The organism is Leptolyngbya sp. BL0902 (assembly GCF_016403105.1).
Lineage (GTDB): Bacteria > Cyanobacteriota > Cyanobacteriia > Phormidesmidales > Phormidesmidaceae > Nodosilinea.
In genome coordinates, this window is record NZ_CP046155.1 from 2769939 (window position 1) to 2796678 (window position 26740).

22 protein-coding genes are annotated in these 26740 nt (G+C 59.6%); 11 read left to right on the top strand and 11 right to left on the bottom strand.

Annotated features, from left to right (window positions below; all coding sequences use genetic code 11):
* Positions 1-7: 7 nt before the first annotated feature.
* The 6 genes from GFS31_RS12215 to GFS31_RS12240 all read left to right on the top strand — a co-directional run bounded on the left by GFS31_RS12215 (position 8) and on the right by GFS31_RS12240 (position 8022).
* The gene (locus tag GFS31_RS12215) at positions 8-871 is read left to right on the top strand and encodes a shikimate dehydrogenase (protein WP_225907402.1); all 864 of its coding nucleotides are present in this window, start codon (positions 8-10) and stop codon (positions 869-871) included.
* Between the two features lie 51 nt (positions 872-922).
* A complete protein-coding gene (locus GFS31_RS12220) occupies positions 923-1435 on the top strand; it encodes a hypothetical protein (RefSeq protein ID WP_317135030.1) in 513 nt (170 codons plus the stop codon).
* A 123-nt stretch (positions 1436-1558) separates the two neighbouring features.
* Complete coding sequence (locus GFS31_RS12225) at positions 1559-2839, top strand: efflux RND transporter periplasmic adaptor subunit (RefSeq protein WP_198805087.1); 1281 nt, start codon at positions 1559-1561, stop codon at positions 2837-2839.
* Between the two features lie 32 nt (positions 2840-2871).
* Positions 2872-6078: an efflux RND transporter permease subunit gene (locus tag GFS31_RS12230; RefSeq protein WP_198805088.1), complete on the top strand. Its 3207-nt coding sequence runs from the start codon at positions 2872-2874 to the stop codon at positions 6076-6078.
* A gap of 92 nt (positions 6079-6170) precedes the next feature.
* Positions 6171-7037, top strand: coding sequence for a ribosome biogenesis GTPase YlqF (gene ylqF, locus GFS31_RS12235; RefSeq protein ID WP_198805089.1), 867 nt, complete (start codon positions 6171-6173; stop codon positions 7035-7037).
* A gap of 115 nt (positions 7038-7152) precedes the next feature.
* On the top strand, positions 7153-8022 hold the full coding sequence (locus tag GFS31_RS12240) for a phosphatidate cytidylyltransferase (protein ID WP_198805090.1): 870 nt from the start codon (positions 7153-7155) through the stop codon (positions 8020-8022).
* An 11-nt stretch (positions 8023-8033) separates the two neighbouring features.
* Here GFS31_RS12240 and GFS31_RS12245 read toward each other — a convergent pair whose 3' ends face one another.
* The 6 genes from GFS31_RS12245 to GFS31_RS12270 form a co-directional block, all read right to left on the bottom strand.
* Positions 8034-9551 (bottom strand): hypothetical protein, encoded by a 1518-nt coding sequence (locus GFS31_RS12245; RefSeq protein WP_198805091.1) that lies wholly within the window; start codon positions 9549-9551, stop codon positions 8034-8036.
* A gap of 310 nt (positions 9552-9861) precedes the next feature.
* Positions 9862-10659, bottom strand: a complete 798-nt coding sequence (locus GFS31_RS12250; protein ID WP_198805092.1) for an alpha/beta fold hydrolase — start codon at positions 10657-10659, stop codon at positions 9862-9864.
* A gap of 116 nt (positions 10660-10775) precedes the next feature.
* Positions 10776-11231 carry an NUDIX domain-containing protein gene (locus GFS31_RS12255; RefSeq protein ID WP_198805093.1) on the bottom strand — a complete coding sequence of 152 codons (456 nt, stop codon included), beginning with the start codon at positions 11229-11231 and terminating at the stop codon, positions 10776-10778.
* A 130-nt stretch (positions 11232-11361) separates the two neighbouring features.
* Complete coding sequence (gene bcp / locus GFS31_RS12260; RefSeq protein WP_198805094.1) at positions 11362-11826, bottom strand: thioredoxin-dependent thiol peroxidase; 465 nt, start codon at positions 11824-11826, stop codon at positions 11362-11364.
* A 187-nt stretch (positions 11827-12013) separates the two neighbouring features.
* Positions 12014-12793 (bottom strand): SDR family oxidoreductase, encoded by a 780-nt coding sequence (locus tag GFS31_RS12265; protein ID WP_198805095.1) that lies wholly within the window; start codon positions 12791-12793, stop codon positions 12014-12016.
* A 119-nt stretch (positions 12794-12912) separates the two neighbouring features.
* A complete protein-coding gene (locus GFS31_RS12270) occupies positions 12913-13206 on the bottom strand; it encodes a hypothetical protein (RefSeq protein WP_198805096.1) in 294 nt (97 codons plus the stop codon).
* Between the two features lie 169 nt (positions 13207-13375).
* On the opposite strand from GFS31_RS12270, the gene GFS31_RS12275 reads away from it, so the two are divergent.
* The 4 genes from GFS31_RS12275 (at position 13376) to GFS31_RS12290 (ending at position 18132) form a co-directional block, all read left to right on the top strand.
* The gene (locus GFS31_RS12275; protein WP_198805097.1) at positions 13376-14827 is read left to right on the top strand and encodes a multicopper oxidase family protein; all 1452 of its coding nucleotides are present in this window, start codon (positions 13376-13378) and stop codon (positions 14825-14827) included.
* 95 nt (positions 14828-14922) lie between these two features.
* Positions 14923-16311 carry a bifunctional UDP-N-acetylglucosamine diphosphorylase/glucosamine-1-phosphate N-acetyltransferase GlmU gene (gene glmU / locus GFS31_RS12280; RefSeq protein ID WP_198805098.1) on the top strand — a complete coding sequence of 463 codons (1389 nt, stop codon included), beginning with the start codon at positions 14923-14925 and terminating at the stop codon, positions 16309-16311.
* Between the two features lie 121 nt (positions 16312-16432).
* Complete coding sequence (locus GFS31_RS12285) at positions 16433-16873, top strand: hypothetical protein (protein WP_198805099.1); 441 nt, start codon at positions 16433-16435, stop codon at positions 16871-16873.
* Between the two features lie 35 nt (positions 16874-16908).
* A complete protein-coding gene (locus tag GFS31_RS12290; protein WP_198805100.1) occupies positions 16909-18132 on the top strand; it encodes an ABC transporter permease in 1224 nt (407 codons plus the stop codon).
* A 117-nt stretch (positions 18133-18249) separates the two neighbouring features.
* On the opposite strand, the gene GFS31_RS12295 is transcribed toward GFS31_RS12290, so the two are convergent.
* The 3 genes from GFS31_RS12295 to GFS31_RS12305 all read right to left on the bottom strand — a co-directional run bounded on the left by GFS31_RS12295 (position 18250) and on the right by GFS31_RS12305 (position 21989).
* A complete protein-coding gene (locus GFS31_RS12295) occupies positions 18250-18612 on the bottom strand; it encodes a hypothetical protein (RefSeq protein WP_225907403.1) in 363 nt (120 codons plus the stop codon).
* Positions 18613-18698: 86 nt separating this feature from the next.
* Positions 18699-20405 (bottom strand): ABC1 kinase family protein, encoded by a 1707-nt coding sequence (locus GFS31_RS12300; protein ID WP_198805101.1) that lies wholly within the window; start codon positions 20403-20405, stop codon positions 18699-18701.
* A 432-nt stretch (positions 20406-20837) separates the two neighbouring features.
* Positions 20838-21989 (bottom strand): DegT/DnrJ/EryC1/StrS family aminotransferase, encoded by a 1152-nt coding sequence (locus GFS31_RS12305; protein WP_225907404.1) that lies wholly within the window; start codon positions 21987-21989, stop codon positions 20838-20840.
* 178 nt (positions 21990-22167) lie between these two features.
* Between GFS31_RS12305 and ribD the strand changes: the two genes are divergently transcribed.
* Positions 22168-23313 (top strand): bifunctional diaminohydroxyphosphoribosylaminopyrimidine deaminase/5-amino-6-(5-phosphoribosylamino)uracil reductase RibD, encoded by a 1146-nt coding sequence (gene ribD, locus GFS31_RS12310; protein WP_263974831.1) that lies wholly within the window; start codon positions 22168-22170, stop codon positions 23311-23313.
* Between the two features lie 75 nt (positions 23314-23388).
* Here ribD and GFS31_RS12315 read toward each other — a convergent pair whose 3' ends face one another.
* On the bottom strand, positions 23389-23763 hold the full coding sequence (locus GFS31_RS12315) for a thioredoxin family protein (protein ID WP_198805104.1): 375 nt from the start codon (positions 23761-23763) through the stop codon (positions 23389-23391).
* A gap of 363 nt (positions 23764-24126) precedes the next feature.
* Complete coding sequence (locus GFS31_RS12320) at positions 24127-26679, bottom strand: putative bifunctional diguanylate cyclase/phosphodiesterase (protein WP_198805105.1); 2553 nt, start codon at positions 26677-26679, stop codon at positions 24127-24129.
* Positions 26680-26740: the final 61 nt, after the last annotated feature.

The following is a 26740-nucleotide window of genomic DNA, read 5'->3' on the forward strand; positions in this document are numbered from 1 at the left end:
GATTCCTATGACGATTACTGGAACGACTCGACTGCTTGGTATTATTGGCGATCCGGTGGCCCATTCTCTGTCTCCGGTGATGCACAATGCGGCCCTGGCGGAACTGGGGGTGGACTATGTCTACGTGCCGTTTCCCGTGCAGGCGGACGACTTGGCGGCGGCGGTGCAGGGTTTGGCGGCGGTGGGCGTGCAGGGATTTAGCATCACCATTCCCCACAAGCAGGCGATTTTGCCCCTCTTGGCCACCGTAACGCCGGAGGCCCAAGCGGTGGGGGCGGTGAATACCGTCTGGCGCACGGAACAGGGCTGGGCGGGTACGAATACCGACGTGGCGGGCTTTATGGCCCCCCTGCAAGGACGGGACTGGTCAGCGGCGCGGGCGGTGGTGTTGGGCAATGGCGGCGCGGCGCGGGCGGTGGTCGCAGGCGGCGGGCAATTAGGGCTGAATAAGGTTCAGGTGGTCGGACGCAATCGGTCTAAATTAGCCGACTTTGAGGCAAGCTGGGCCAGTTCTCCCCTTAAACCGCCGCTATCTGTCCATGGCTGGGATGAGTTGCCGCAGCTATTGCCCCAGGCGGATTTGGTCATCAACACCACGCCGATTGGGATGCACCACACCGCCGCCCAAACCCCGTTAGAGGCCGCTGAACTGGCCCTGATTCCCGATCACGGTCTGGTCTATGACCTGATTTATACCCCTCGTCCCACTCGGTTGCTCACCCTGGCGGCAGAACGGGGGCTATCCACCCAGGACGGCCTAGAAATGCTGGTTCAGCAGGGAGCCATTGCCCTAGCGCAGTGGCTCCAGCAGCCTGTTCCCGTAGACACTATGCGGCGGGCCTTGGTGGCTTGGCTGGATCGGTCGCCCTAGCCTGTCTGAATCGTGACATCCAATCACGACGCCCGCTTGCGGTAATCGATCATGGTAGCTATTCCCGGCCATTTCCCGATGACCCAAAACAGCGTTACCCTAGTAGCGGCTTATGTTGAAGGGGCGAGGAAAACAATGGTCTTCCGCAGCATTGTGACGGGCGTTTTGGTAGCGATGCTCTGGCTGTTGAGCGGTTGGGGACTGACCGCCGAAGCCCTGACGCCCATTGATCTGAGCGATATCGCCTACAAGCCCTGCCCACCGGAATATGCCGATGGCATGGTGGCGGCGGGGTCAATCCAGCAAGCCAACTGCTTTTTGATTACCGGGAAGGCGATTAACCGTTCCGGCAAACCCGTGCTGGACGTGGATATTTTTGGCCGCATCTACGACGCCGACGATAATCCCGTCATGCAAAACCGCACCCGACTGGGCGGCATTCCCGAAGTGCTCCCCGGTGAAAGCGAGTTTGAAATCCGCATTTCCGTAGCGGCCAATCAACCGGAACCCTTGCAACTTAAGCAGTTCAAGGCATCCGGCTTTGCGGCCATGGTGCGTCGATAGGCCGCCTTCGGGAACCTTGTGCTAGAAGAAAATTGCTAGTCTAGTCCATCTACTTTTAAGACTTTACTCACCAGTTTAGTTTCTGCCGTAAGATGGGGTGGTGCCATTTCCCCTCCATAGCCTATGGTTTCCGTCCCTTCTTATTTTTCCTGGCGTATCCCCGGAGCCATAGCGGCCTGCTCAGCGCTCAGTGTTGCCTGTAGCCGTCCCACGCCCCAGATGATGGCTCCCCCTGCCGTGCCCGTGCAGGTGCAGATGTTGCAGTCGGCTCCTCTAGCAGAAAGCTCTGAGTTTATCGGTGCCCTAGAGGCCGAGCAGCGGGTCATTTTGAGGCCCGAAGTGGCGGGGCGGATTAGCCAGGTGCTAGTGGCAGCGGGGGCAGCGGTTAATCCAGGCCAGCCCATTGCCCAGCTTCGAGCCGACCAGGCCCAGGCCCAGGTGGCGGGGGCAGCGGCGGCGGTGCAGTCGGCGCAGTTTGGCCAACAGGCGGCCCAGGCCCAGATTGACGCCGCCCAGGCCCAGGTAGATCGGGCCAATGCGGAGGTGCAACTAGCCCAGGTAGACTTCAGCCGTACCGAACGGCTGGCCAGTCAGGGGGCTCTCAGCCGTCAGAATTTGGATGAGGCACGCAATCGCCTGGAGGTGGCCCAGGCCACCCAGCGACAGGCCACCGAAAACCTCCGCGCCGCCCAGGCCCAACTGGCCCAGGCCCAGGCTGTCGTCAGTCAGGCCCAGGCCCAGGTCAACGTCAGCCAAGAATCCTTGGGCTTTACCCAGGTGACGGCTCCTGTGGCAGGTATTGTGGGAGACGTCCCTGTGCGGGTGGGGGATTTTGTCAGTGCAGGGGAAACCATCACTACCATCATCCAAAACCAAGAGCTATTCTTGCGAATTCAGGTGCCTACGACGCGGGCGAACCAGCTACGCCTAGGCCTGTCGGTCGAGTTGATTGATTCGGCTACCGGATCGCCCCTAGGCACGGGTAATATCAGCTTTATTGCCCCAGAGGTAGACGAGGCCGCCCAGGCGGTGCTGGTGAAAGCCCGTTTCCCCAACGGTGGGGGCCAATTGCGGGATGGCCAGCGGGTACGGGCCCGGATTATCTGGAACCAAACTCCAGCGCTGTTGCTGCCCACGGTGGCGGTGTCTCGGTTGGCGGGGCAAAACTTTGTGTTTGTGGCCGAAGATCGCCCCACGGAAGACGGCCAAACCCAGATGGTGGCCAGCCAGCGCCCCGTTACCCTTGGTTCCATCCAAGGCAACAGCTACCAGGTGCTAGGCGGGCTTCAGGCTGGGGAGAACATTATCATCAGCAACATTCTCAAGCTTCAAGACGGCGTGCCCATCGCCCCTGAAGCTGCCGCTGCCACCTCCTTGGCCCCTGCGCCTCAAACGCCCCAGTAGCGGTCTCCGTCCCACCTTTTTCCTAAACCTCCATGGCAATCTTTTCCCTGGCCGAGCCCTTCATTCGCCGTCCGGTCTTTACGACCGTCTGTACCCTGCTGATTGTGCTGGTGGGGGCCGTGGCTATTCCCCTGCTGCCCATCGAACAATTGCCGGAAATTGCGCCCCTGCAAATTCAGGTATCCGCCAACTACAGCGGGGCCGATGCCGAAACCGTGGAAAGCGCCGTCACCACCGTCCTAGAGCGGGAAATCAACGGGGTGCAGGGGATGGACTACATTACCTCCAGCAGCACCAACACCGGGCAGAGCAGCATCAACGTGGTGTTTCAGCCCGGACGCAACCCCGACATTGCCCAGGTCAATGTACAAAACCGGGTGTCAAAGGCCGAGCCCCTCCTCCCCACCGAGGTGACTCAACTGGGGGTCACGGTGGATGCCCAGTCCCCCAGTATCCTGCTGGTCTACCGCTTTTTTACCGACGACGACCGCTACGACGCCCTGTTTCTCAACAACTACGTCGATCAGTTCGTGCTGGACGAAATCAAGCAGATTAACGGCGTCGGCAATGCCCAAGTGTTTGGGGCGGGGCGCTACGCCATGCGCATCTGGCTTGATCCACCTGCCCTGGCGCGGCAGGGGCTCACCCCCCAGGATGTGATCAACGCCCTGCGGGAACAGAACGTGCAAATTGGCGGTGGAGCCATTGGCGCACCCCCCACACCGGGCAATCAAGACTACCAGCTCACGGTGCGGCTCCCCAGTCGATTGGCAGAAGCCTCCGAGTTTGAAGACCTGGTGGTGCAAGTGGGGCAAGATGGCACCCTTATCCGCCTGGGGGATGTGGGTCGGGCCGAGCTGGGATCGGAAAGCTATAGCTTTGACGTCAAAACCGGGGACAACCTGGGGGCAGGGCTGCTGGTCTACCAGTTGCCGGGGAGCAACGCCCTGGAGGTGGCCACGGCGGTGCGGGATCGGCTGGCGGAACTGCAAGGCCGCTTTCCCCCTGGGCTGCGGGCCGAATTGGTGTTTGACACCACCGACTTTGTCAAGGTGTCGCTGCGGGAGGTGCTGATTACCCTAGCCCTGGCCGTGGGGCTGGTGCTGCTCATTTTGTTTATTTTCTTGCAGGACTGGCGGGCCACCCTGATTCCGGCCATCGCCATTCCGGTGTCGTTGATTGGGGCCATGGCCTTTTTGCTGATCTTTGGCTTTTCCATCAATACCCTGACGCTGTTTGGCTGCATTTTGGCCTCCGGCTTGGTAGTGGATGATGCCATCGTGATTGTGGAGGCCATCGCTGCCAAAATTGACCATGGCCTGACCCCGCGCCACGCCGCCCTTGAGGCTATGCGGGAACTGTCTGGAGCCGTGGTGGCCACCTCCCTGGTGTTGATGGCGGTGTTCATCCCCGTGGCCTTCTTCCCCGGCAGTACGGGCAAAATCTACCAGCAGTTCGCCCTCACCATCGCCTTCACGGTGCTGGTGTCCACGTTCAATGCCCTCAGCTTTTCTCCGGCCATGTCGGCCCTGCTGTTGCGGCCTCGCCCACCGGAGGGCTATGGGGGGCCGCTGCTGTCTGGGGCCTTCGACCGCTTTAACCGAGGGCTGAGCTGGACGGTGGAGCGCTATCGGCGGGTGGTGGAGGTCTTATTGAGGCTGCGCTACGGGATTTTGGGGGTCTTTGTAGCGGGGCTGTTTCTCACCCTGTTTATGTCGCGCCTGGTGCCCACGGGGTTTGTGCCGGAGGAGGATCAGGGCTTTTTCCTCGGCATTGTGCAGGCTCCCGACGGGGTTTCCCTGGAATATACCCAGCGGGTGATGGCCCAGACCAACGCCATTATTTCCCAGTTCCCCGAAGTCGAGAGCACCTTTTTGATTAGCGGCTTTGGCTTTGATGGGCCGTCCCCCAACCGAGGAGTGTTTTTTGCCACCCTCGCCCCCTGGGATCAGCGGCGGGGGCCAGCGTCTTCGGTGATGGGTCTGTTGCCCCAGGTCAACGGCGCTCTCCAGGGCATTCAGGAGGCGATGGTGATTGCCTTTAATGCGCCCCCCGTTCCTGGCTTTAGCCCCACGGGTGCCTTAGAGATGCAGCTCCAAGACCGCAGTGGCAACCAAATGAGCATTGCGGAATTTCTGGGCAACACCTACGAAATCATGGGACTGGCCAACCAGTCCCCCGCCTCCATGGGGGTGTTCACTCAGTTCACCGCCAGCTCACCCCAAATTCAACTGGATGTGGATCGAGATCGGCTGAAGGCGCTGGATGTAGACGTGGATGCGGCCCTCAATACCCTCAGCACCTACCTGGGCTCCCGCTACGTCAACGACTTTACCTTTGATGGCCGCAACTACCGGGTCTACGTGCAGGCCGATGCTCCCTTCCGCAGCAACCCCAACCACATCAACGATCTCTATGTGCGATCCAACCAGGGCAGTATGGTGGCCCTGGGAGAAGTGGTGCGCCAGCAAGAGGTGGTGGGGCCAGCCACCATCAACCACTTCAACCTGCTGCGGTCAATCAAACTGGAGGGCTTGCCTGCCCCTGGGGCCAGCACCGGGCAGCTCATTCAGGCCATGACCGAGGCCCACGCCCAGGCCGCTCTGCCCGTGGTAGGGATGGCATGGCAGGGCACCGCCAAGGAGGAAATTGCCTCCGGTGGCTTGGCGGGGATTATCTTTGGCCTGGGCATTGTGGTGGTGTTTTTGGTGCTGGCCGCCCAGTACGAAAACTACGTTGACCCGATCATCATTCTGCTGACGGTGCCCCTGGCCATCCTGGGGGCGCTCACCTTCCTCTACCTGCGCGGGCTAGACCTGAATGTCTATGCCCAGGTGGGGCTGGTGATGCTGATCGGCCTTGCCAGCAAAAACGCCATCCTAATTGTGGAATTTGCCAACCAAGCCCGCAGCGAAGGGATGGGCATCTTCCCCGCCGCCATCAGCGCCGCCGAGCAGCGGTTTCGCCCCATCATCATGACCGCCATTTCTTCCCTGGTGGGCTTCTTCCCCCTGCTGATTGCCACGGGGGCGGGCAGCGCCAGCCGTTGGTCGGTGGGCTACACCGTGTTTGGCGGCTTGTTGGTGGCCACGGTGCTCAGTCTGCTGGTGGTTCCCGTCCTCTACGTCATCTTCAAGCAGCTTGAGGACTGGCTCTTTGTCTGGGAGCACACTGCCGCCCCGGCGTTGCCCAAACCCGACCCCGACTATGCCTCCAATGACCCTGCTCATCGACCCTGACAACCCCTTGCACCCCTGGACAGGCTAAGGGAGTGTCCAAAGCCTCTATCCCCGTGCCATAGTGACAACAGCGATTCCCTTGACCTAGCCCCATGACAACCCCCGACATCCAGTGGTACCCCGGACACATTGCCAAGGCCGAAAAAGCCCTGGTAGACCAACTCAGCCGGGTGGATGTGGTGCTGGAGGTACGGGATGCCCGGATTCCTTTGGCGACTCAGCATCCCAGCGTCAACGGTTGGGTAGGAGACAAACCTAGGGTGCTCGTCCTCAACCGGGTAGACATGATTTCCCCGGAGGCCAGGGAGGGCTGGGAAACCTGGTTTCGGCAGCAGGGGGAGGTGGCCCTCTTTACCAATGCCCAGCAGGGCCAAGGGGTAAAGGCCATCGCCAAAGCGGCCCAAGCGGCTGGCGAAGCCGTCAACCAACGACGACAGGCACGGGGCATGAAGCCTCGCCCCATCCGCGCCGTGGTGATTGGCTTCCCTAACGTGGGCAAGTCGGCATTGATTAACCGTTTGTTGAATCGCAAAGTGGTGGCCAGCGCCCGTCGTGCCGGAATTACCCGCCAGTTGCGATGGGTGCGCGTTTCTGGAGAATTAGACTTGCTGGACGCGCCGGGGGTGATTCCCGCCCGGTTGGATGACCAAACTGCCGCCCTCAAACTGGCCATCTGCGACGACATTGGCGAAGCCGCCTACGACACTCAACGCACCGCCGCCGCCTTTTTAGAAATCCTCAAAACCCTAGAACAGCGACGGGTTCCCGATGATTACCAAGCCGTGCTACATCAGCGCTACGGCATCATGCTGGCCGACCACACCGGGGAAAGCTTTGTGGCTGAAGTGGCCGCTCGCAAGTTTCAGGACGACAAAGAACGCACCGCCAAACGCATCCTCAACGACTTTCGTACCGGGCTGCTCGGTGCCTGGATTTTGGAATGGCCTCCAGTGGGCTAGGGGGTTTTCCCACATCCCTAGAGTCCGGCCTCCAGGGTCACGCTACACTGTGGGTCAGTTCCAACCGGACGACCCGTTCCGATGGACATCCTATTCTTGAAACCGTATTGACACTATGCCTTGGTCTCGCATCATCAGTGGGCTGGTTGCCATTCTCATCGCCCTCGCCATGATTCTCCTGGGGGGCTGGTATTTTACCCTGGGGTTTGGGGTGATTATTTGGCTCGGCCAGCGGGAGATCTTTGAGCTGGTACAGGCCAAGAGCATTGTCCCTGCCACTAAAACCACCTTGGTCGTAAGCCAGTTGGTCTTGCTTGCCGCCCACTTTGTGCCCCACCTGGCCGATGCTCTCCTGCCCTTGGGGGGAACGTTTATCTGTTTCTACCTGTTGTTTCAGCCCCAGGTGGCCACCATTGCCGACGTGGCTGCTTCCATTTTGGGTCTGTTCTACGGCGGCTACCTGCCTAGCTTCTGGGTACGGCTGCGCGATCTAGGAGATAACGTCGGTTCGCTACCCCTGGGGGGCTACTGGCCCGACCACTGGCCCCCAGCCCTTGATCAGCTACCCCCAGGGCTCACCCTCACCCTGATTGCCTTTGGCTGCATTTGGGCCTCCGACATTGGAGCCTACACCGCTGGCAAGGTGATCGGCAAAACGCCCCTGTCCAACATCAGCCCCAAGAAAACTGTGGAGGGTGCGGCCTTTGGCATGGCCGGAAGCATGGCGGTGGGGTTGGCCGGGGCCTACTGGCTCAGTTGGCCGTTGTGGCCCCTCTCCGGTGCGGCCCTAGGGCTGATGATCGGCATCTCCAGTCTCCTAGGCGACCTCACCGAATCCCTGATGAAACGGGATGCCGGGGTCAAGGACTCTGGCGACCTCATTCCTGGGCACGGTGGCATCCTCGACCGTACCGACAGCTACGTCTTCACCGGAGCTCTGGTGTTCTATTTTGTCACCCTCTTTCTGCCCCTGCTAGATAGCTAGCGGCGGAATGGCTAGGAAGGACGACGGGGTGGACGGCCAAAGCTGGGGAGCTGAACCGCAGCCAAAGAAGCTAGTTTCCGCTGGGGGCGCGGCGGATGGGCAGCGGGCATTGAGGCCGCCGCCGCCCTTTGCAGCGGACGCTCGGCCTCAGCCCAGATCGGCGGAGTTGGGGCCGGAGACGCAGCCACAGCCGCCTTATCAACCTGCCCAAACGCTTCGGGCGGATCGAGAGGCGCTTCCTTAGCCGATGGGTCGGCAGGCACCGAGAGCGGCGCACCCCAGGGAGACGGCTCGGTGAATTCGGGGGTTGGTTCGTTACCAGCCGCTTGCCAGGGGTCGGCAACGGGGGAAAATCCCGAATCTAGGGAGATGGGATCGGGGCGGATGGCGGTGTCCCGAGACGTTGGGTCTGCACTGGGATTGCCCTCTGCCACTGGGGGAGTGGGCGCAGCCGGGGGCGTGATCGCCTCTGGTGCAGATGGCTGAAAGAACTCCGCCGCCAAGGGCATGGCAGGCCGTGGAGCCACTGCTCTACTCTCTTGCTCCACGGCTGGGGCACTGGCCGCAGGATTTCTGAGCCCTTGGAGGAGGCTAGTCAGGGCATCTGTCTGATCTGCCGCCACACTGGACGCCGCCCAGGGCTGAATTTGCTGGGCCTTGGGCATGGTCACGGGCTGAGCCTGAGCGACGGCGGCGGGCTGAATCTCCTCAAAAGCAGCGGGGCTGGCGCTGGCACTGGCAACAGCGGGAAGGGGTTGGCCATCGTTCGCCTTGAGGCACTTCTCCAGGGCGGTCTTAAATTGCAGCGTGTAGCGTTGCTGGCGGTGGAGACGGGCCTTGAGATCCCGGCAGGTATCCTCGGCCTGTTGCAGGGCGGTATTTTTTTCGCTAAAGCGCTGTTGCAGCAGGGTGCATTCCCGCTCCAGTTGGGCTACCCGCTGCTGGCTAGACTCCAGCTCTGTTTGCAGGGTTTCGTTGTGGATGGTGGCTCGTCGGAGGCCATCGTTTACCCCATCCAGCTCGCTGAGCAGTTGGGCAATTTGGGGAGGCACCACAGCTCGGTCTGGCAGGGCATGGCCCTGGGTCTGGTGGCGCTCCACCTCGGCTTGTAGGGCGGTTTGGGATCGCTCTAGGGATTCCTCCAAATCTGACACCCGCAACAGCAGCGCGTCGTTGCACTGGTTGAGATCTTGGATTAGCTGAATCAGTTCCTCGGTGCGGGGTAGGGCCGTCGAGTTAGGGGCAGGGGGAGACACTTCCGCTGGGGTGGATAGGGCTTCATCGGAGGCCACCACGGTTAGGGGCGTAGCCGTGGTGGAGAGGTTGGCCCCTGGGGGATGGAGGGTTAAGGGAGACGTAGCGTCAGGCCCGCTGGGGGTGTCGGCAATGGCCATTTGACCAGGAAACGTAATCACTTCCCAGGTTTGGGATGCCTTGGCTACTCCGGTTAGGGGAGGGCCAGGAGCACGGTCGGGGCAAGGCTGATCTTGGGAGCCGGGGGCCGGGTTAGAAGCGGTATTGTCAGTCATGGGCTTGCCTGATCCTGGTCTCGTGGTTTCAGATTTCATCCCCGAAGATGAACAGGGTGACTTGACCCAATAGAGTAGCGGACTTTGACAATTTATTCACCCTAAATTGGGGCCATCGTTCCCGAATGCACACAAAACTTTGCTAATCTGACTTTTCTGATTTGGCGCTGGCTTTGGTGTTAAAGGGCCTTGAATTCATCGCGCTGATTGCTGCTGCCCGAAAGGGGCATATCATTGCCGTTGGCGGTGGTTAGTTGGCCGTAGTTATTAGCTGTGGTGAATGGGGTGCGCCCCCTCTCCCCCGGCTTGATCAAAGGGTTGGCGTCAGCAAAATTGTGGCTAAAAACTGACGTAGTGTTGTTGCCGTCGCTGCTTCATCTAGCCCTAGGGGGGTATCGGCAGCGGCCACCACTTCAGCCGGAATCATCGGCAGTACCGGAGCCCCGGGCTGGGGCTGAGGGCTGGGAATAATCTGTACCATCGCTCCGAGGTTGGGCAGTTGGCTGGGGTCTACCTGCTCCGCCAAAATATCCGCTAACCGACGGCGAAACAGAATTTGGCACGCCGCTGGAGCCTGACGCAGGGTGTGACGTCGCCGCTGCCAGGTTCGCTGTCGCCCTTTGCCGCCCAACCAGGCCGCCAGGGTAATTAGGGGTGAGAGGGGAGAAACTAGCCAGCGATCCAGCCGCCAACGACGAACTGCCTGGGGATTGACCCAGCCCTCTGGTTCTACGAGGGCCAGTCCTTGTACCTGCCGGGGATGCTGCTGGGCATAGCGCAGGGCCACCCACGCCCCCAGGGAATGCCCCACGAACACGCAGCGGGAAATGCGTAGAGCCTGGAGCAGGGTACGCAATGCCTCAACTTCTAAATCTACCGAATGCACAGTAGCCGCACTGGTCGATTCGCCAAAGCCAATCAAATCAGGGACAAGGCAGTGGTAGTCAGCGGCTAGGGTCTGCATCACTGGGAGCCACTGGCCGCTGTCTTGCCAAGCTCCATGGAGAAAAATTAGGGTTTCCCCGCGTCCGGCCTCGTGCCAAAACAGGGTACCGCTGGGCACCTTTAATCGGCCCGTACGCATGACGATTTCCTGGGAGGGTTTCATGGCCCTAACTGAGTTTATAGATACAACCATTAAGTCACTGTAACCCTGATGCTAGGGCGATGGAATCCGGCATTGCCGAAACCTTGCCCGCTGATGCCAGCATTGGCCCTTTCAGCTTAGGCTAAAACCGTTTTGCCCTGGAAAAAATCCTCGAGTTGGTGGCGGTGGTCGTGGGCGAGTTGATCCCAGGGCAGGGCATCGCGGGCAAACGACCGCACCTCCAGTACCTCTTGGGGGTCGGCGGTGTAGGGCTGATCGGGCACCCGTACCGCCACCGCTACACAGATGGAATGGAAGCGCGGATCTCGCCCCGGCTTGGAATAAACCCCCACCAGCCGATCTAGTTCAGCCGATTCAATTCCGGCCTCCTCTCGCAGTTCTCGACGGGCGGCGGTGATCACATCCTCGCCCCAGTCCACTAGGCCACCGGGCAGGCTCCAGCGGTGGTTGTCTCGGCGCAAAATCAGCACAATGGTGCCATCGGGCCGCACCGGAATCACACAGGCTCCCACAATGGGTCGCCGCAACAGCAGCCCCGTTAAGGTTTTGAGCATGTGGGCAAGATAGGACATAGGAACTCCTGGACAGACTGGGGTAAGGCCAGTCTAAACCAGTCAGGCAAGCCCTAGGGACAAGACCAACGAGTTGGCTTTAGGGGCCTGTCTATCTGGGGCTTGGCGCACAGCGGGGTGATCCCCAAGGTTAGCCATCAGCCAAGTCCGCTAGCACCGTTTCGGCATGGGTTTCGGCCTTCACCTTGAGGTAAATGCGTTCTAGGGTGCCATCGGGGGCAATGACAAAGGTGCTGCGGGTGATGCCCATATACTCCTTGCCCATAAATTTCTTGAGGCCATAGACGCCGAAGCGGCTGGCCACTTCGCCGCCTGCATCCACCAGCAGGGGAAAGGGCAGGGTGTATTTGGTGGCAAATTTGCTGTGGGACTTGGCATCGTCAGCGCTCACCCCCAGCACCACCACGCCCTTGTCTTGATAGGCCGCGTAGGCATCGCGGAAACCGCAGGCTTCTTTGGTGCATCCGGGCGTGTTGTCGCGGGGGTAGAAATACAGCACCACCCGCTGGCCTTTGAGCGACGCCAGACTGTAGAGATTGCCCTCGGCATCGGGCATAGAAAAATCGGGGGCGGGATCACCAACGGCAAGAGTCATGGGGATTTCAGAACGACAGGGCAGAAGGGTATCAACAGCGGCAGGTCTCCCAGAGCGGTTTTGACAACCTGTTGCTTTGAAAGCCTCCAGTTTTGGAAGCCTCCTTTGAAAGCTAGCCTGGGAAGCTCGCTTGGGAAACCTGCTGTTATCGAAGCCTATTTTACCGTCATGGGCCTCCCCCCCGGGCCTACTCTGGACGGCGGTGGACATGGAACACCGAGGATTGGTCGGTGGGCATGAGGAAAATTTCGCTGATGTTGATGTGGGGGGGGCGGGTAATGGCAAACAGAATGCTGTCGGCGATGTCTTCCCCCGTCAGCGGCACCATGCCTTGGTAGACCTGTTTGGCCCGGTCGGTGTCGCCCCGGAAGCGCACGTCGCTAAATTCCGTTTCCACAAAACCGGGTTCCACATTGGTGACGCGCACGGGCGTACCCAGTAGGTCTAGCTTCAAGCCCTCAGAAAGCGACTTCACCGCTGCCTTGGTGGCACAGTAGACACTGCCGCCGGGATAGGTTTGCCGTCCGGCGATGGAGCCCACATTCACCACATGGCCGCGCCCCCGCGCCACCATCCCCGGCACCACCGCTCGGCTCATGTACAGCAAGCCCTTCACGTTGGTGTCGATCATTTCCTCCCAGTCTTGCAGGGGCGCTTCGTATTGCTTATCCAGCCCCCGACTGAGGCCCGCATTGTTGATCAGCACATCAACCGCCTGCCACTCTGGCGGGAGACCATCAATGGCCACCTGCACCGCCTGGGCATCGCACACATCCAGGGTCAGCGTCAGCGATTCAGCGCCGTACTGAGTCTGCAATTCTGCCGCCAACGCCTGAAGTTTCTCCGCCCGACGAGCCGCAAGAATGAGCCTTGCCCCGTCTTGAGCCAACAGCCGCGCACAAGCCGCCCCAATGCCGCTACTGGCTCCGGTAATCAAGACAATCTGTTGACGCATGGACACTGCCATCGGACACCCCCACTGTTTCAAACGTTGGCCCTAGGAGTTGATCCTAAAGGCTCGCTCGCTCTGTGGTGCCATTATCCCCCAGTCTTTCGCGAAAAACACCGGAGCGCGGGATTCCTCCGTTACTGCCCCAATTGCCGCAGCACAATGCCCACCAAGGCAATCGACGCACTAATGGCGAGCCCCGCACTAATGCCGCCAACCCACTTCACCACATCCCAGGTACGATCTTGCCACTGCTGACCTTGTTCCTGGTTGCGCCGCATTTCATCCTGGCTGCGGATCACCTCATCAAGACTGTGTTGCATTTCATCCTGGCTGTGTTTGACCTCGTCGAGTTCAGTGCTCAGCGTGGTTAGCCGATCTAGCACATCCTGTAGGGTCGGTTCTGGTTTAGGTGATGGGGTTGGGGTCATGGCGATATCTCAAGCCCTAGTCAGTCGCAAGCCTTAGTAAAACGTTAGCCTATCTCTAGGGTGATGGGCAGATCAAGCCGCCCTGTAGCACTCTGGCAAAGAGGCGAATCGCCATCGTCCAGAGTCATCCTTGCATCGAGAGACAGTGAACCCCAGCAACAGAAACAGTATGGAACGGCGGAGCTTTTTATCCCTGATGGCGGCGATGGCGGGAACGCCGCTGGTAGCTCGGTGTGCGCGGTTGGCTACAGCACCAACGCCCCCGACAATCTACCGCAGTGAAGCAGGACGCCTAGAGATAGACCTCACCGCCAGCCTTAACCAGGTTTCCCTGGACGGACGCTCGGCCACGCTGATGACCTACAACCAGCAAATCCCTGGCCCCCAGCTTGAGGTGCGCTCTGGGGATCGGCTGCAGATTCGCTTCACCAATGCCCTCGATCAGCCCACCAATCTGCACTACCACGGGCTACACCTGCCGCCCACGGGCCTAGCCGACGATCCCTTTCGCACGGTGGCCCCAGGGGAAACGGCGCTGTACGACTTCCAAATTCCCGACCAGCACCCCAGCGGTTTCTTTTGGTATCACCCCCATGTTCACGGCTTGGTTGCATCCCAAGTCTTCCATGGCTTAGCAGGAACCATCCTAGTGCGAGGGGAGGACGAAGCACCCGAATTGCAATCGGCCCAGGAAGCGGTGCTGGTGCTGCAAGACTTTGACCTCGACCGTCGCGGCCAGGTGCAGGAACCCACGCCTGTCTTCCGTATGTGGGGACGGCAGGGAAATTTAATCACCGTTAACGGCCAATCCCAGCCCCGGTTTAGTCTGCCCCAGGGCGGTTTGCTGCGGCTGCGGATTCTCAATGCTTCGGCTTCCCGCGTCTATCAGCTCCAGTTAGCGGATCATCCCTGGTGGCTGGCGGCGACGGATGGCCGCTCCCTGGCAGCTCCGGTGGCCCAAGAATCGGTAATTTTGGCTCCTGGGGAACGGGCGGATCTGCTGGTGCCGGGGAATCGTAATTCCGGTAGTTATGCCCTGCTGAGTTTGCCCTACGACCGAGGCATTGCCGCCATGGCGAAATCCATGATGGGGCATGGGGCGATGATGGAGTCTGGGACAGACGGTGCAGAGGAACCCCAAACCATCGCCACCTTGGACTACGGTGGGGAAGCCAGCGATGCAGGAAGTCCCGCTGTGGTTAACCTACCCGCAACCCTAAGCACTGTGGAACCTCTGCCAGAGCCTTCAATAGTGCGGGAATTTGTCTTCGATCACGGCATCGATCCCGAAACCCGAGATCCCTTTCTCATTAACGGTCGCGCCTTTGGCCATCATCGGGTAGACACGCAAGTTCAGGTGGGCACCGTGGAGGATTGGGTGCTGGTCAACAAGGCGGGGATGGATCACCCGTTTCACCTGCATACCAACTGGTTTCAGGTGATCAGCCGCAACGGCCAGCCGGAACCCCTGCGGGCTTGGCGCGATACCGTCAACCTACGCGCCTACGAAACCGTGCGTATTCGCATTCCCTTCCGCGACTTTGCGGGCAAAACGGTCTACCACTGCCACATCCTCGATCACGAAGACCAGGGCATGATGGGCATTGTGGAGATGGTGTAAAACCCTTAATTTTCAAGCCTTGGCGGTGTCTTTCGATGTCAGGAAATGCTGTATACTCCCTTGTGCAGCACCACGCCTAGAGGGAGCCTACTGCAATGGTTGCCGTTGCCATTCTCGCCGCCGGACGCGGCACCCGCATGAAGTCTGACCTACCGAAGGTTCTGCATTCGGTGGGGGGTAAACCCATGGTAGAGCGGGTGTTGGACGGGCTGGCAGCGGTGCAGCCGGAGCGGATCTTTGTCATCGTCGGCTTTGGCCAAGAGAAGGTGCAGACGGCCTTGACTCACATCCCTAACTTAACCTTTGTTCACCAGGCGGAACAGTTGGGGACAGGCCATGCGGTGCAGCAGGTGATTCCCCACCTCGAAGGCTTTGAGGGCGATCTGCTGGTGCTGAATGGCGATGTGCCCCTGCTGCGCCCCGAAACCATCTACACCCTGGTGCAAACCCACCGGGATAACCAGAATGCGGCGACCCTGCTAACGGCCCAATTTGCTGACCCCACGGGCTACGGTCGGGTCTTTTGCACTGAACAAAGCATCGTCACCGAAATTGTGGAACACCGGGATTGCAGCCCCGCCCAGCGGCAAAATCCGCGCATCAATGCCGGGGTCTACTGCTTCAACTGGCCCAAACTGATGGAGGTGCTGCCTCACCTGCAATCCGACAACGACCAGCAGGAATACTACTTGACGGACGTGGTGAAGGACCTCAGCCCCGCCATGGCCGTAGATGTGGCCGATTGCCAGGAAATCTTCGGTATCAACAGCCGTCAACACTTGGCGGAAGCCTACGCCATTTTGCAAGATCGCATCAAAACCCAGTGGATGGCCGCTGGCGTCACCCTGATTGACCCCGACAGCATCACCATCGACACCACCGTCCACATCGAACCCGACGTGGTGATTGAACCCCAAACCCACCTGCGCGGCCACACCAGCATCGGCACCGGAAGCCGCATCGGCCCCGGCTCCATGATTGAAGACAGCCAAATTGGGCCAAACACCACCATCACCTTCTCCGTCATTTCCGACAGCATCGTAGCCGCCGGAGCCAAGGTTGGCCCCTATGCCCACCTGCGCGGCCATGCCGTGGTGGGCGAAAACTGCCGCATCGGCAACTTTGTAGAACTGAAAAAAGCCACCCTCGGCCAGGGCACCAATGTGGCTCACCTGTCTTACCTAGGTGATGCCACCCTGGGCGAAAAGGTGAACGTGGGCGCAGGCACCATCACCGCCAACTACGACGGCTACAAAAAACACCCGACCGTCATCGGCGACCGCACCAAAACCGGGTCGAACAGCGTCCTGGTCGCCCCCATCACCGTGGGATCCGACGTCACCATTGCCGCTGGTTCCGTTGTGCGGAAGGACGTACCCGATGACTGCCTGGTAGTGTCCCGTGCGCCCCAAAAAATCCACGAAGGCTGGAAACCCGCCCACCTGCGCGATACCTCATCCGAAGCCAAGTTGCCTAATCCCTAAGCGATTCCCAGCGATTCGCAAGGCCAGAGGCCCAGTTTCTCGGATGTTGACCGACCCGCATCGAGGTTTGCTAGCCTGGGGTTGTCAATATTCACCCTGGAGTTGCAGGGGCGGAGGCGCGATGGGATCAACAATTTGGCGGCGGCTAGGCTATCTGGGGATCGCCTCCCTGGTGGGGTTGACCACCTTGGCCATGGGGACGATGCCTGCCCTAGCCCAGCGCTGTACGGTCAATTGTGGATCTGGCCAAATTCAGTTCACCCCTGGGGATCGAATCACCGTGCAGGTGGTGAATCGCAGCACCACGGCGGTCGGCATCGAGCAGCCCCCCCTGACTGGCCCCCGCACCCTGCAACCGGGCGAAGACTTAGAGCTAGGGTTTGGCTGGGGCACCACTCCAAATATCTCCATCCTGTTTTGGGCGTTGCGGGATCAGCCCATTCGCGTCAGGCTAGGGCGACCTGCGGCCCAAACCCTGTCGATGGAACTCTACAGCGTGCCCAGCGAACCCAGTCACCGCAGCATTTTTATCGAAAACGATGGCCGCGTCAGCATTAAATAGTCCCACGATAACCCTGCAAGGATGAGCCTGCGAGTATGAACCTGCAAGAAAGCCTCACCATGGCGACCAAAACCCTCGCCGCCAACCGCCTCCGCAGCACCCTGACCATGCTGGGCATTATCATCGGCAATGCCTCGGTGATTACCATGGTGGGCCTGGGGGAGGGGGCGCAGCGGTATATCAGCGCCCAGCTCGAAACCCTGGGGCCGAATGTGCTGTTTGTGGTGCCCGGTAGCCGGGAGACGCGGCAGTTGGGGTCGCTGAACATTCCCCGTACCCTGGTGCTGGAGGATGCGGTGGCGATTAGTCAACAGGTGCCTTCGGTGACGGGGGTGGCGGCAGAATCCAGTGATCGCCAGCTCATCACCCTGGGCAACCGCAATGCCAATGTGAATGTGGTGGGCACGGTGCCGGATTTTCTGACGGTACGCAGCTTTGAGGTGGCCAAGGGGCGGTTCATTAGTGACCTAGACATCAGCCGCAGTGCCCAGGTGGTGGTGCTGGGGGATACCCTCAAAACCCGTCTGTTTGAGGACGAACCCGCCCTAGGCCGATCTCTGCGGGTGGGCGGCGTCAACTTTAGCGTGATCGGCGTGTTGGACAAGAAAGGATCGAACCTAGGGCTAGATTACGATGATGCCGTCCTGGTGCCCATCACCACCCAGGCTAACCGTTTGGCCAGGGGCGAACGGTCTCCCTACGGCATTGATGTCTCGTTTATCACCGTTTCTGCCCGCGACCGGGAGAGCATGGCCACCGCAGAATTTCAGATTACCAACCTGCTGCGCCTGCGCCACAATATCCGCGACGACGACGATTTCTACATCAGCAGCCAAGACACCCTACTCACCATCGCCAACACCATCACCGGGGCGCTGACCCTGATGCTGGCGGCGATTGCGGGGATTTCCCTCCTCGTCGGCGGCATCGGCATTATGAATATCATGCTGGTCTCCGTGCGGGAGAGGACTCAGGAAATTGGCCTCCGCAAGGCCATCGGAGCCTCCCAGGGCGATATTTTGGGCCAGTTTTTGATTGAGGCGATCATCCTCTCCGTGGCTGGGGGCATCATCGGCACGGCCCTAGGGGTCAGCGGCATTGTGCTGATTGGCGTTCTCACCCCCTTTGATGCCGGAATTTCCGTTAGCGCCATCGTTATGGCGGTCAGCATTTCCGGCGGCATTGGTCTCTTTTTTGGAGTGTTTCCCGCCCGCCAAGCTGCCCAACTCGATCCCATCGTGGCCCTACGCACGGCTTAGTCGCTTACCCATCGGGTCAGCCAATTCAGTTTGAAGCGCTTTCCAACTCCCCTCTCCTCTCAGGAGAGGGGTTGGGGGTGAGGTCTTCCGGGGACGTTGCGATCTACTGAGATGATGCTAGAAGGAATCCAAATCCAGAGCCTTGGAGCCGCCTTCCTCAATCATGGCCAGAATTTTGCCCAACTGCGACCAGATCAGCAGGCCGCTGAGCAGGGTCATGGGTGCGCCCATGGCGTAGGCCACTTTGCCCGAAAAGCCGAACAGTTCAATGCCCGAAGCGAGGAAGACGCAAACTCCGGCGCAGATGCCAAAGAAGGGAATTTTGAGCTGTGGCCCGCGCAGGGTCGCTAAGATTCGGGTCGAACGATTACGGTTCCAGTCGCCAACGGATTGTTGCAGAGTGGTGCTGAAGGCGTAGCCGGAGGTGACGGCGGCAAGAAAACCCGCCAGGAGCAAAATGTAGGGAGGTTGGGAGTACACGGGTAACGCTCTGAAACAATAATTAATCTTTTGCAATTATAGGGGAGAGGCTTCTCTGAAATACCGCTCCCCTCAGCGGGAAAACCCTAAACCTGAAGCGCCTGACGCAAACCGCCCACCCCCGGCACCAACTGTTCCGCTTGGTCTAGGGAATAGGTGGTTAGGGCTCCCCAGGCGGCCTCTAGGACACGATCCACGGTGATGTCCTCCTTCACCAAGTCCCACAGGCGTTGGACTTCGGCGGTGTGGAGGCGGTCGTTTTCGGTGAGGGCCAGCAGCAGCATTCGGCGCAGGTGTAGCCCCTCCTCGGACATCAGGTAGCGAATGCCAAGGCCAGCGGTGGGCAGAACGTCAAAGTTGCTGTCGCTGCGGGCGATAGCCAGCATATTTTCCAGCCGCTGCCACTGGAGCTGACCGTCTTTGAAGATGACCTCCAGCAGCCGTTGCCGCAAGGCCGGAGTTTCGCCCAGCAGTAAACGCCGCGCCACGTAGGGATAGGCCACATCCACAATCTTGAAGTCGGGATTGAGGCTGAGGGCCAACCCCTCTTGGGTGACGAGGGAACGAATAATCAGGGCAAACTTGGCGGGCACCCGGAAGGGGTAGTCGTACATCAGTTCCGAGAACTGGTCGGTGATGCTCTTGAAATTGAAGTCCCGTACCTTGGCCCCCATGGCATCTCCCAGCACCCGTTTGAGGGCGGGGATAATCGGCCCCAGTTCGGTTTCGGGGGTGAGGAAGCCCAGTTTGACAAAGGCGGTGCCCAGGCGTTCAAAATCTTGGTTAATCAGATAAACCACGGCATCCACCAGGGTTTCCTTGGTGGTCTGATCGAGCTGATCCATCATGCCAAAGTCGATGTAGGCCATGCGACCATCGGCGATGGCAAACAGGTTGCCGGGGTGGGGGTCGGCGTGGAAAAAGCCAAACTCTAGTAGTTGTCGCAGCCCGGAGGTGACGCCAATTTCAATCAGGCGGTTTTGATCCAGGTTGGCCTCGGCCATGCCCTCGGTGTCGGTGAGCTTGCGGCCTTCGATCCATTCCAGGGTAAGCACCCGGTGGCTGCTGTAGCGCCAGTAGATGACGGGCACCTTCACCGTGGGGTCGTCCTTGAAGTTGGCGGCAAAGCGCTCGGCGTTGCGGCCTTCGTTGAGGTAGTCAATTTCCTCGAAGAGCTTGATGCCAAACTCGTCCACGATCAGGGTGAGGTCGTGGCCCAGGTTGAGGGGCAGGAACCGGGCTATCCACCCCGCCGCCCAGCGCATCAGGTACAGATCGCGGCTGAGCAAGGGCCGCAGGTTGGGCCGCTGCACCTTCACCGCTACCTCTTCTCCAGAAAAGAGCCGCGCCCGGTAGACTTGGCCCAAACTCGCCGCCGCCACCGGGGCCGGGGAGATGCTGCTAAAAATTTCTTCCGGGGAGTAGCCCAGTTCCGCTTCGATAATGGCCCGGGCTAGGGGCGTGGAAAAGGGCGGAAGCTGATCCTGAAGCTTGGTCAACTCTTCCAAAAAGTCCTTCCGTACCAGGTCGGGCCGGGTGGAGAGGGCTTGCCCTACCTTGATGAAGGTTGGCCCCAGATCAATCAACACCTGCCGCAGTTGGGAGGCGCGTTTCTGGCGGTTTTGTTCCTCGCGCCGGAACCATTGGTCAAACTTCAGCCCCAGGACGAAGGTGCCCAGCCACCAGAGGATTTGCACAATCCTCGTCCCCAACGTCCACCATCGCCACCGAAACTGACGGGCAATGACGGCAGCATCATAGGCCCACAACGTATTGGGATCTTCACCAGTCACAGTATGATTGCCTCTCTTCCAGGGGATTGGAGAACGATGCCGCAGCCACGATAAGGGAGCGAAGTTGAGCGGGGAACGATCCCCAGCGTGGGAAACCGGGAAACCACTGACTCTAGTATCGGGCCTGGTTGTCTTCCGTTAAGACTAGTATAGAAAACTACAAACAAATTTATATGGATTTTTCCCGTCGATACCCTGGCTTTCCTTTTTCTCTAGAATTGACCTGAATCAATCTTGATCGTTATGACAATAGGCTGAACCAGGGATTCAAGGGCCATAGGGGACATTCGCGGCGATCACCCAATCTGTGCAATGCTCTGATCCATTGGGTGAGCCGCCATGCCCCCCAAGAGCGGGGGTTGCGAAAGGAGATCTGGGCACGGGAGGAACCTGGCGAAATCGTGCCGCGACTCCCCCCTTCGCCCACCGCGCCTAGCAGTATTGCGCTGCCTTCAAACCCACTTCGGCCAGCACCTGCTTCAGGGTGTTGGCGATCACCTCCTGGCGGGCGGCATCCAGTTCGGGGAACATAGGCAGGGACAGCACTTGATGGGCGGCGGCTTCGGCCTGGGGAAAATCGCCCGGTTTGTAGCCTAAGGACTGATACACCTCCTGAAGGTGTAGGGGAATGGGGTAATACACCATGCAGATCACCCCGGCTTCCCGCATTCGCTGCTGGATCTGGTTGCGCTCCTGGCCCTCGGCGGTGGCTCCGGCAATCCGCAGGGTGTACTGGTTCCAGACAGACTGGCCAAAGGTGGGAGCCTGGGGCAACACAATGCCCTCCACGTCGGACAGCAGGGTTGCGTAGCGTTGGGCGACAGCGGCGCGTTGCTGGTTCCACTGATCCAGGTAGCGCAGTTTGATGTCTAAAATCGCGGCCTGCACAGAATCTAGACGGCTGTTGATGCCGATGGCCGCGTGGTGGTAGCGCACTCGACTGCCGTGCTCCCGCAGCATGGTCATAGTATCGGCCAGGTTGGGATCGTTGGTGGTAATGGCTCCACCATCGCCGCAGCCGCCCAGGTTTTTGGTGGGGAAGAAACTAAAGCACCCCACATGGCCAAGGCTGCCGACAGGTTTACCCTGCCAGGTGGCCCCGGTGGCCTGGGCGCAGTCTTCAATCACCGCCAGTTGGTGACGGCTGGCAATATCTAGCAGTGGCCCCATATCCACCGGACGGCCAAACAGGTGCACGGGAATGATGGCGCGACTGCGGGGGGTAATGGCGGCAGCGATTTGGGTAATGTCGATATTGAAGGTATCGAGGTCGATATCCACAAACACGGGGGTGGCCCCTACGGCACTAATCACCTCAGCGGTGGCGATGAAGGTGAAGGGAGAGGTGATCACCTCGTCGCCGGGGCCAATGTTGAGGGCGCGGAGGGCCAGGTAGAGGGCGTCGGTACCGGAGTTGCACACCACGCAGTGGTCAGTGCCCACCGAGCGGCCAAAGGCTTCGGTAAAGGTCTTAACAATGGGGCCATTGATATACTGGCCCGACGCCAGCACCTCTGCCACTGCCGTGTTCACCTCGGCTTGGATTAGCTTGAACTGCTCCGTCAGATCAACAGGTGGAATCACGGCCCCTCGCTCACACTCACGAACATAGATAGGCTTAGTGTACCGTACAAGAAGGGCGGCCATGGGTGTGGATTAAGCGGCTGCCTTAGCGCTGGGATGGTGATCGCTGAAGGCGGGTTGAATGGTCGTGGGTTGGGGGCTGATGTATTGAGCCGTAACGAGTTGGATGATAGCCGCTGTGACTGAGTCTTTTTCCACCGACCCCGCTGATTCCCTCCATCGACAGTGGATGAACCGCTGCCTAGCATTGGCCCAGCAAGCGGCTGGGCTAACCGCCCCTAACCCCCTAGTGGGGTCGGTGATTGTGCAGGCCGGGGACGTGGTGGGGGAGGGGTTTCATCCCAAGGCCGGACAGCCCCATGCCGAGGTGTTTGCCCTGCGACAGGCTGGGGACAGGGCCAAGGGCGCAGCGCTCTACGTTAATCTGGAACCCTGCAACCACACCGGACGGACGCCCCCCTGCACCGAGGCGATTATCCAGGCAGGGATTCATCGAGTGGTGGTGGGCATGGTGGATCCTGACCCACGGGTGGCTGGCAGCGGCATTGCGCGGTTGCGTCAGGCTGGCATTGAGGTGGTTGTGGGCGTCGAAGAATGGGCCTGTCAGCGGTTGAACGAAGCGTTTGTGTGCCGCATTTTGCGCCAGCGCCCCCTTAGTCTACTGAAGTATGCCATGACCCTAGACGGCAAAATTGCCACCACGACGGGCCACAGCCAATGGGTGACGGGGCCGGAGGCAAGGGCGGCGGTGCACCAACTGCGGGCGGTGTGCGATGCGGTAGTGGTGGGCGGCAACACTGTGCGCTGCGATGATCCCCACCTCACCAGCCACGGTCACAGTGCCCATAATCCCCGCCGAGTGGTGATGAGTCGCGCCCTTGACCTGCCCGATCAGGCGCACCTGTGGGATACCTCAACGGCTCCCACAACGGTGTTTACTAGCCTCGCTGCCCCTGCGGAAAAGCGTCAACGCTTGGAGCAGGTCGGGGTTGAGGTCGTGGTCATGGATGATCTGACTCCCTTGAATGTGATGGCCCATTTGTACAAGCAAGGCTGCGCTCAGGTGCTGTGGGAATGCGGCGGCACCCTGGCGGCCCAGGCCATTCGAGATGGGGTCATCGACAAGGTTTGGGCCTTTGTGGCCCCCAAACTGGTGGGCGGTCAGGCAGCACCGACCCCCCTGGGGGATTTGGGCATCGCGGAAATGTCTGCCGCGCTGCCCCTGCACCACCTCACCTGGCGATCCCTAGGGCCAGACCTATTGATTGAGGGCTATCTAACCCCCGAACTTTGGCCGCGCGAAAAGCCTGCATCCCAGTTATAGTTCCTTGGTCGTCGCCTCACCCAGCCTCTTGCCACCGGGGAGGTAGGGTGAGTCATGGCTATGTTCTAGAAACCCCTAGGACTGGGGATAGACTCGCACTAGGGGCGACATTTCGTAGCGGAGGGAGCGCTGGTGCATGAAGCTATCGAGCACTTGGCGCATGTCGTCTTTGCTGCGGAAAGTTTCGAGGCGTTGGCGTAGTTCGCCCCCTTCAAACAGCAGCAGGGTGGGTAAATTAGACAGGCGGTAGGTATTGGCGAGGCGAAGATTTTCGTCAGCATTGATGTCTACGAGGCGAATTTGGCCTTCCCACTCTGCCTGGAAGTGATTCAGGAGGGGATTGATCATCTTGCACAGCCCGCACCAGGGAGCCCAAAAGTGGACTAATACTGGCACCTCTGAGGCTAGGACAATGGATTCAAAGGTGGCTTCGCTCACGGAGGTTGACATTGTTATAAATTCAGTATTTTTAAGGAGCTTGGTTATTAAACGTATTGTGACACTTTCCGGCCCATTCCCCACGATCTCCCGTATCCAGCTTGATCCCCTAGGGTCTATGGGATAGAGCAGTCGTGAAAAGTCTAAGGGGTGGGGGGTATGGAATCAAGGACGCAGAGCTGATATGGCCTAAGGACGCTAGAGGCTTACCCATTGAGGTTGGGATCATTGTAGATCAGGGAAGAAATGAAGTTAACCAGGGGAAATGGAATTCAACCCAGCCAGACCCCTACCTGGGCAAGGGCGTTGCCGTCGGGGGATCTCCAGGATAGTTACCGCCTGAGTTGAGGCCGTTGCTGGCAGGGCAACGTTGACCTAGGCCGTGGGGATTCTGGATTGGCTGAGGAGTGCCTGGGCTTCGGCGACAGGGAGGGGTTTGGCAAAGAAATAGCCCTGGCCGTAGTCGCAGTGTTCCTGCTTCAGCATGGTCATTTGCTCCAGGGTTTCCACTCCTTCAGCCACGACCTCCATACCCAGCTTTTTCCCTAGGGTGAGAATCGTGTGGATGATGGCTCGATCTTCGTTGCTTTTTTCTAGACGACCCACAAAAGACTTGTCCACCTTGAGGGTGTCCATGGGGAAGCGGTGCAGGTAGCTAAGGGAGGAATATCCGGTGCCAAAGTCATCAATGGCGAGCTTTAAATCCAGGGATTTCAGCTTCAGCATTAGATCAATCGCGGCATCTACATCGCCCATTACCATGCTTTCAGTGATTTCTAGCCGCACGCACTCTCCCCGCACCTGGGTTTCTTGCAGGGCCGCTTTTACCTGGCTGATGAGGTCAGACTGGCCAAACTGCCGATTGGAGAGGTTGATGCTCATGGTCAGGTGGGCGTGCTGGGGAAACATCTCGTGCCAAGCCCGCAGTTGGCGGCAGGCTTCCCAAAAGATCCACTGACCGAGGGCCATAATCAGCCCCGTTTCCTCGGCGGCAGGGATGAAGGCACTGGGCAGCACAAAGCCCCGATCCTTCTGATGCCAGCGCACCAGGGCTTCAAACCCGGCCAGTTCTCCGGTGGCAAGGCGAATGATCGGCTGATAGTAGAGCAAAAATTCTTGGTTATCCAGGGCGCTGAGCAGGTCACTCTCCAACTGAAGGCGGTTGACAGCCTCGGTTAGCATCCCCATGGCAAACACTTCAAAGCGAGACTTACCCAGGGCCTTGGCGCGATACATCGCGGTGTGGGCATCCCGCAGCAGGTCGGCGGGTTTGTGGGCCATGCCCGGTTGGCTAATGGCCATACCCATACTGATGGCGCTAGGCAACCGCTGTCCCTGGAGCAGGATCGGCTCGGAAAGCGCATACTGTAGGGCATCCATCTGCTCTCCTGCCGCTGCTTTACTGAGGTTGGCCACCATCAGGGCAAATTCGTCGCCGCCGACTCGCGCAACTCGCCCATCGAGGGGCATTTTTTGGGTGAGCCGCTTGGCGATGATGCGCAACACCTGATCCCCAGCTTGGTGGCCTAGGCTTTCGTTGATCACCTTAAAACGGTCAATCCCCATAAACACCACAATCACTGGATCTGCCTCCGGATCACCCTGGTGTTGGCGGAGAGCCTTTTGGATTAGGGTGAGGAAGGCTTCCCGGTTAGGGAGCCCAGTCAGGGGATCGTGGGTGCTGCGATAGAGCAGCTTGTAGGCAATGACGGCAGCGGTGGTGGTCACAATGCCCACCATGGGTTCGGCAATGGGGAGCCACAGCAACTGTTGCACCGCCACCCAGCCCAATCCACCGATCCCCACCACCAGTACCACACTGGATCCCAGCATCAAACTGGGCCGCCGCAGCCCCCATACCAAGCTACCCGCTACCAAGCACCAGCCAAATAGCCATAGCCCCTCTCCCCAGGCGGGTAAATAGCGGTATAGGGCAGGTTTGCCTTCCAGCAAGTCTAGGAGCTGGCTGATCATTTGGGCGTGGATGACAACCCCCGCCATGGTCATCTCTTCGTCGAGGTTGAAGCTGAAGGGGGTATAGAACCGATCCTTGAGGCTGGCGGCGGTGGTGCCAATCAACACCACTTGGTCGGTAATCCAGGCGGGGTCAAACTGGCCGCTCAGCACCTGGCTCATGGAGAGTTGGCGGATGGGCTGATGGCGACTGTGGTAGCGCAGCACAATTTGGTAGCCGCTGCTGTCTACCGACTGATACCCTCCATCCGGCCCCGACAAGACCCGAATGGGAATGTCTCCCAGGTACAGGTGATTCTCATCCGTTGTCAGGGGTAGGGGATCGCGCTGGTTGTCGGCCAACACCACCCGCAGCCCAAAGGAGTAAAACCCGTCGGGGGGACGGCCCACAAACAGCAGATTGCGCCGGATGATGCCGTCCGAATCGGTCGGAAAATCGTTAAAGCCCACCCGCTCTCGCTCCACCGTGGGCGGTGGCGGCACCTCTCCGATCCCAGGGGCATTGCCCACATTTTCAATGGCGATCAGGTTGGGGGCGGCTAACTGTTCGATCAGGGCCTCAGTACCGGGGGGGCGAAAGGTGCTGCGGTAGAGGTCAAGCCCGACCACCCGAGGCTGATGGGTCTGGAGGGTCGCTAGCAAATCCGCCAACTGCTCGTCGGATAGGGGCCACCCATACTGACGCAGATCCCCCTCGCTGAGGCCAATAACTGTGATGCGAGGGTTCAAATCTTGATCGGGCAGAGATCGGACAATCCGGTCGAAAATAAATAGCTCTGCGGGCTCTAAAATTTGCAGGAACTTTAGCCCGGTAATGCACAGTCCGGCAAACAGGCTAGATAGCGCAATAATTTTGCCCCCAGTGGCCAGGGTTTGGGTCTCCGACTGATAGAGAACCTTAGGGAGAACAACATGGCGAAAAAAGTGATTTAGGCGCTTGAGAGAAGCTTTCACAATCGCTGGAATCCTAGTGATGGTGGCGGTAGTGGTATCCCGTCAGCGACAATCTAGCCTT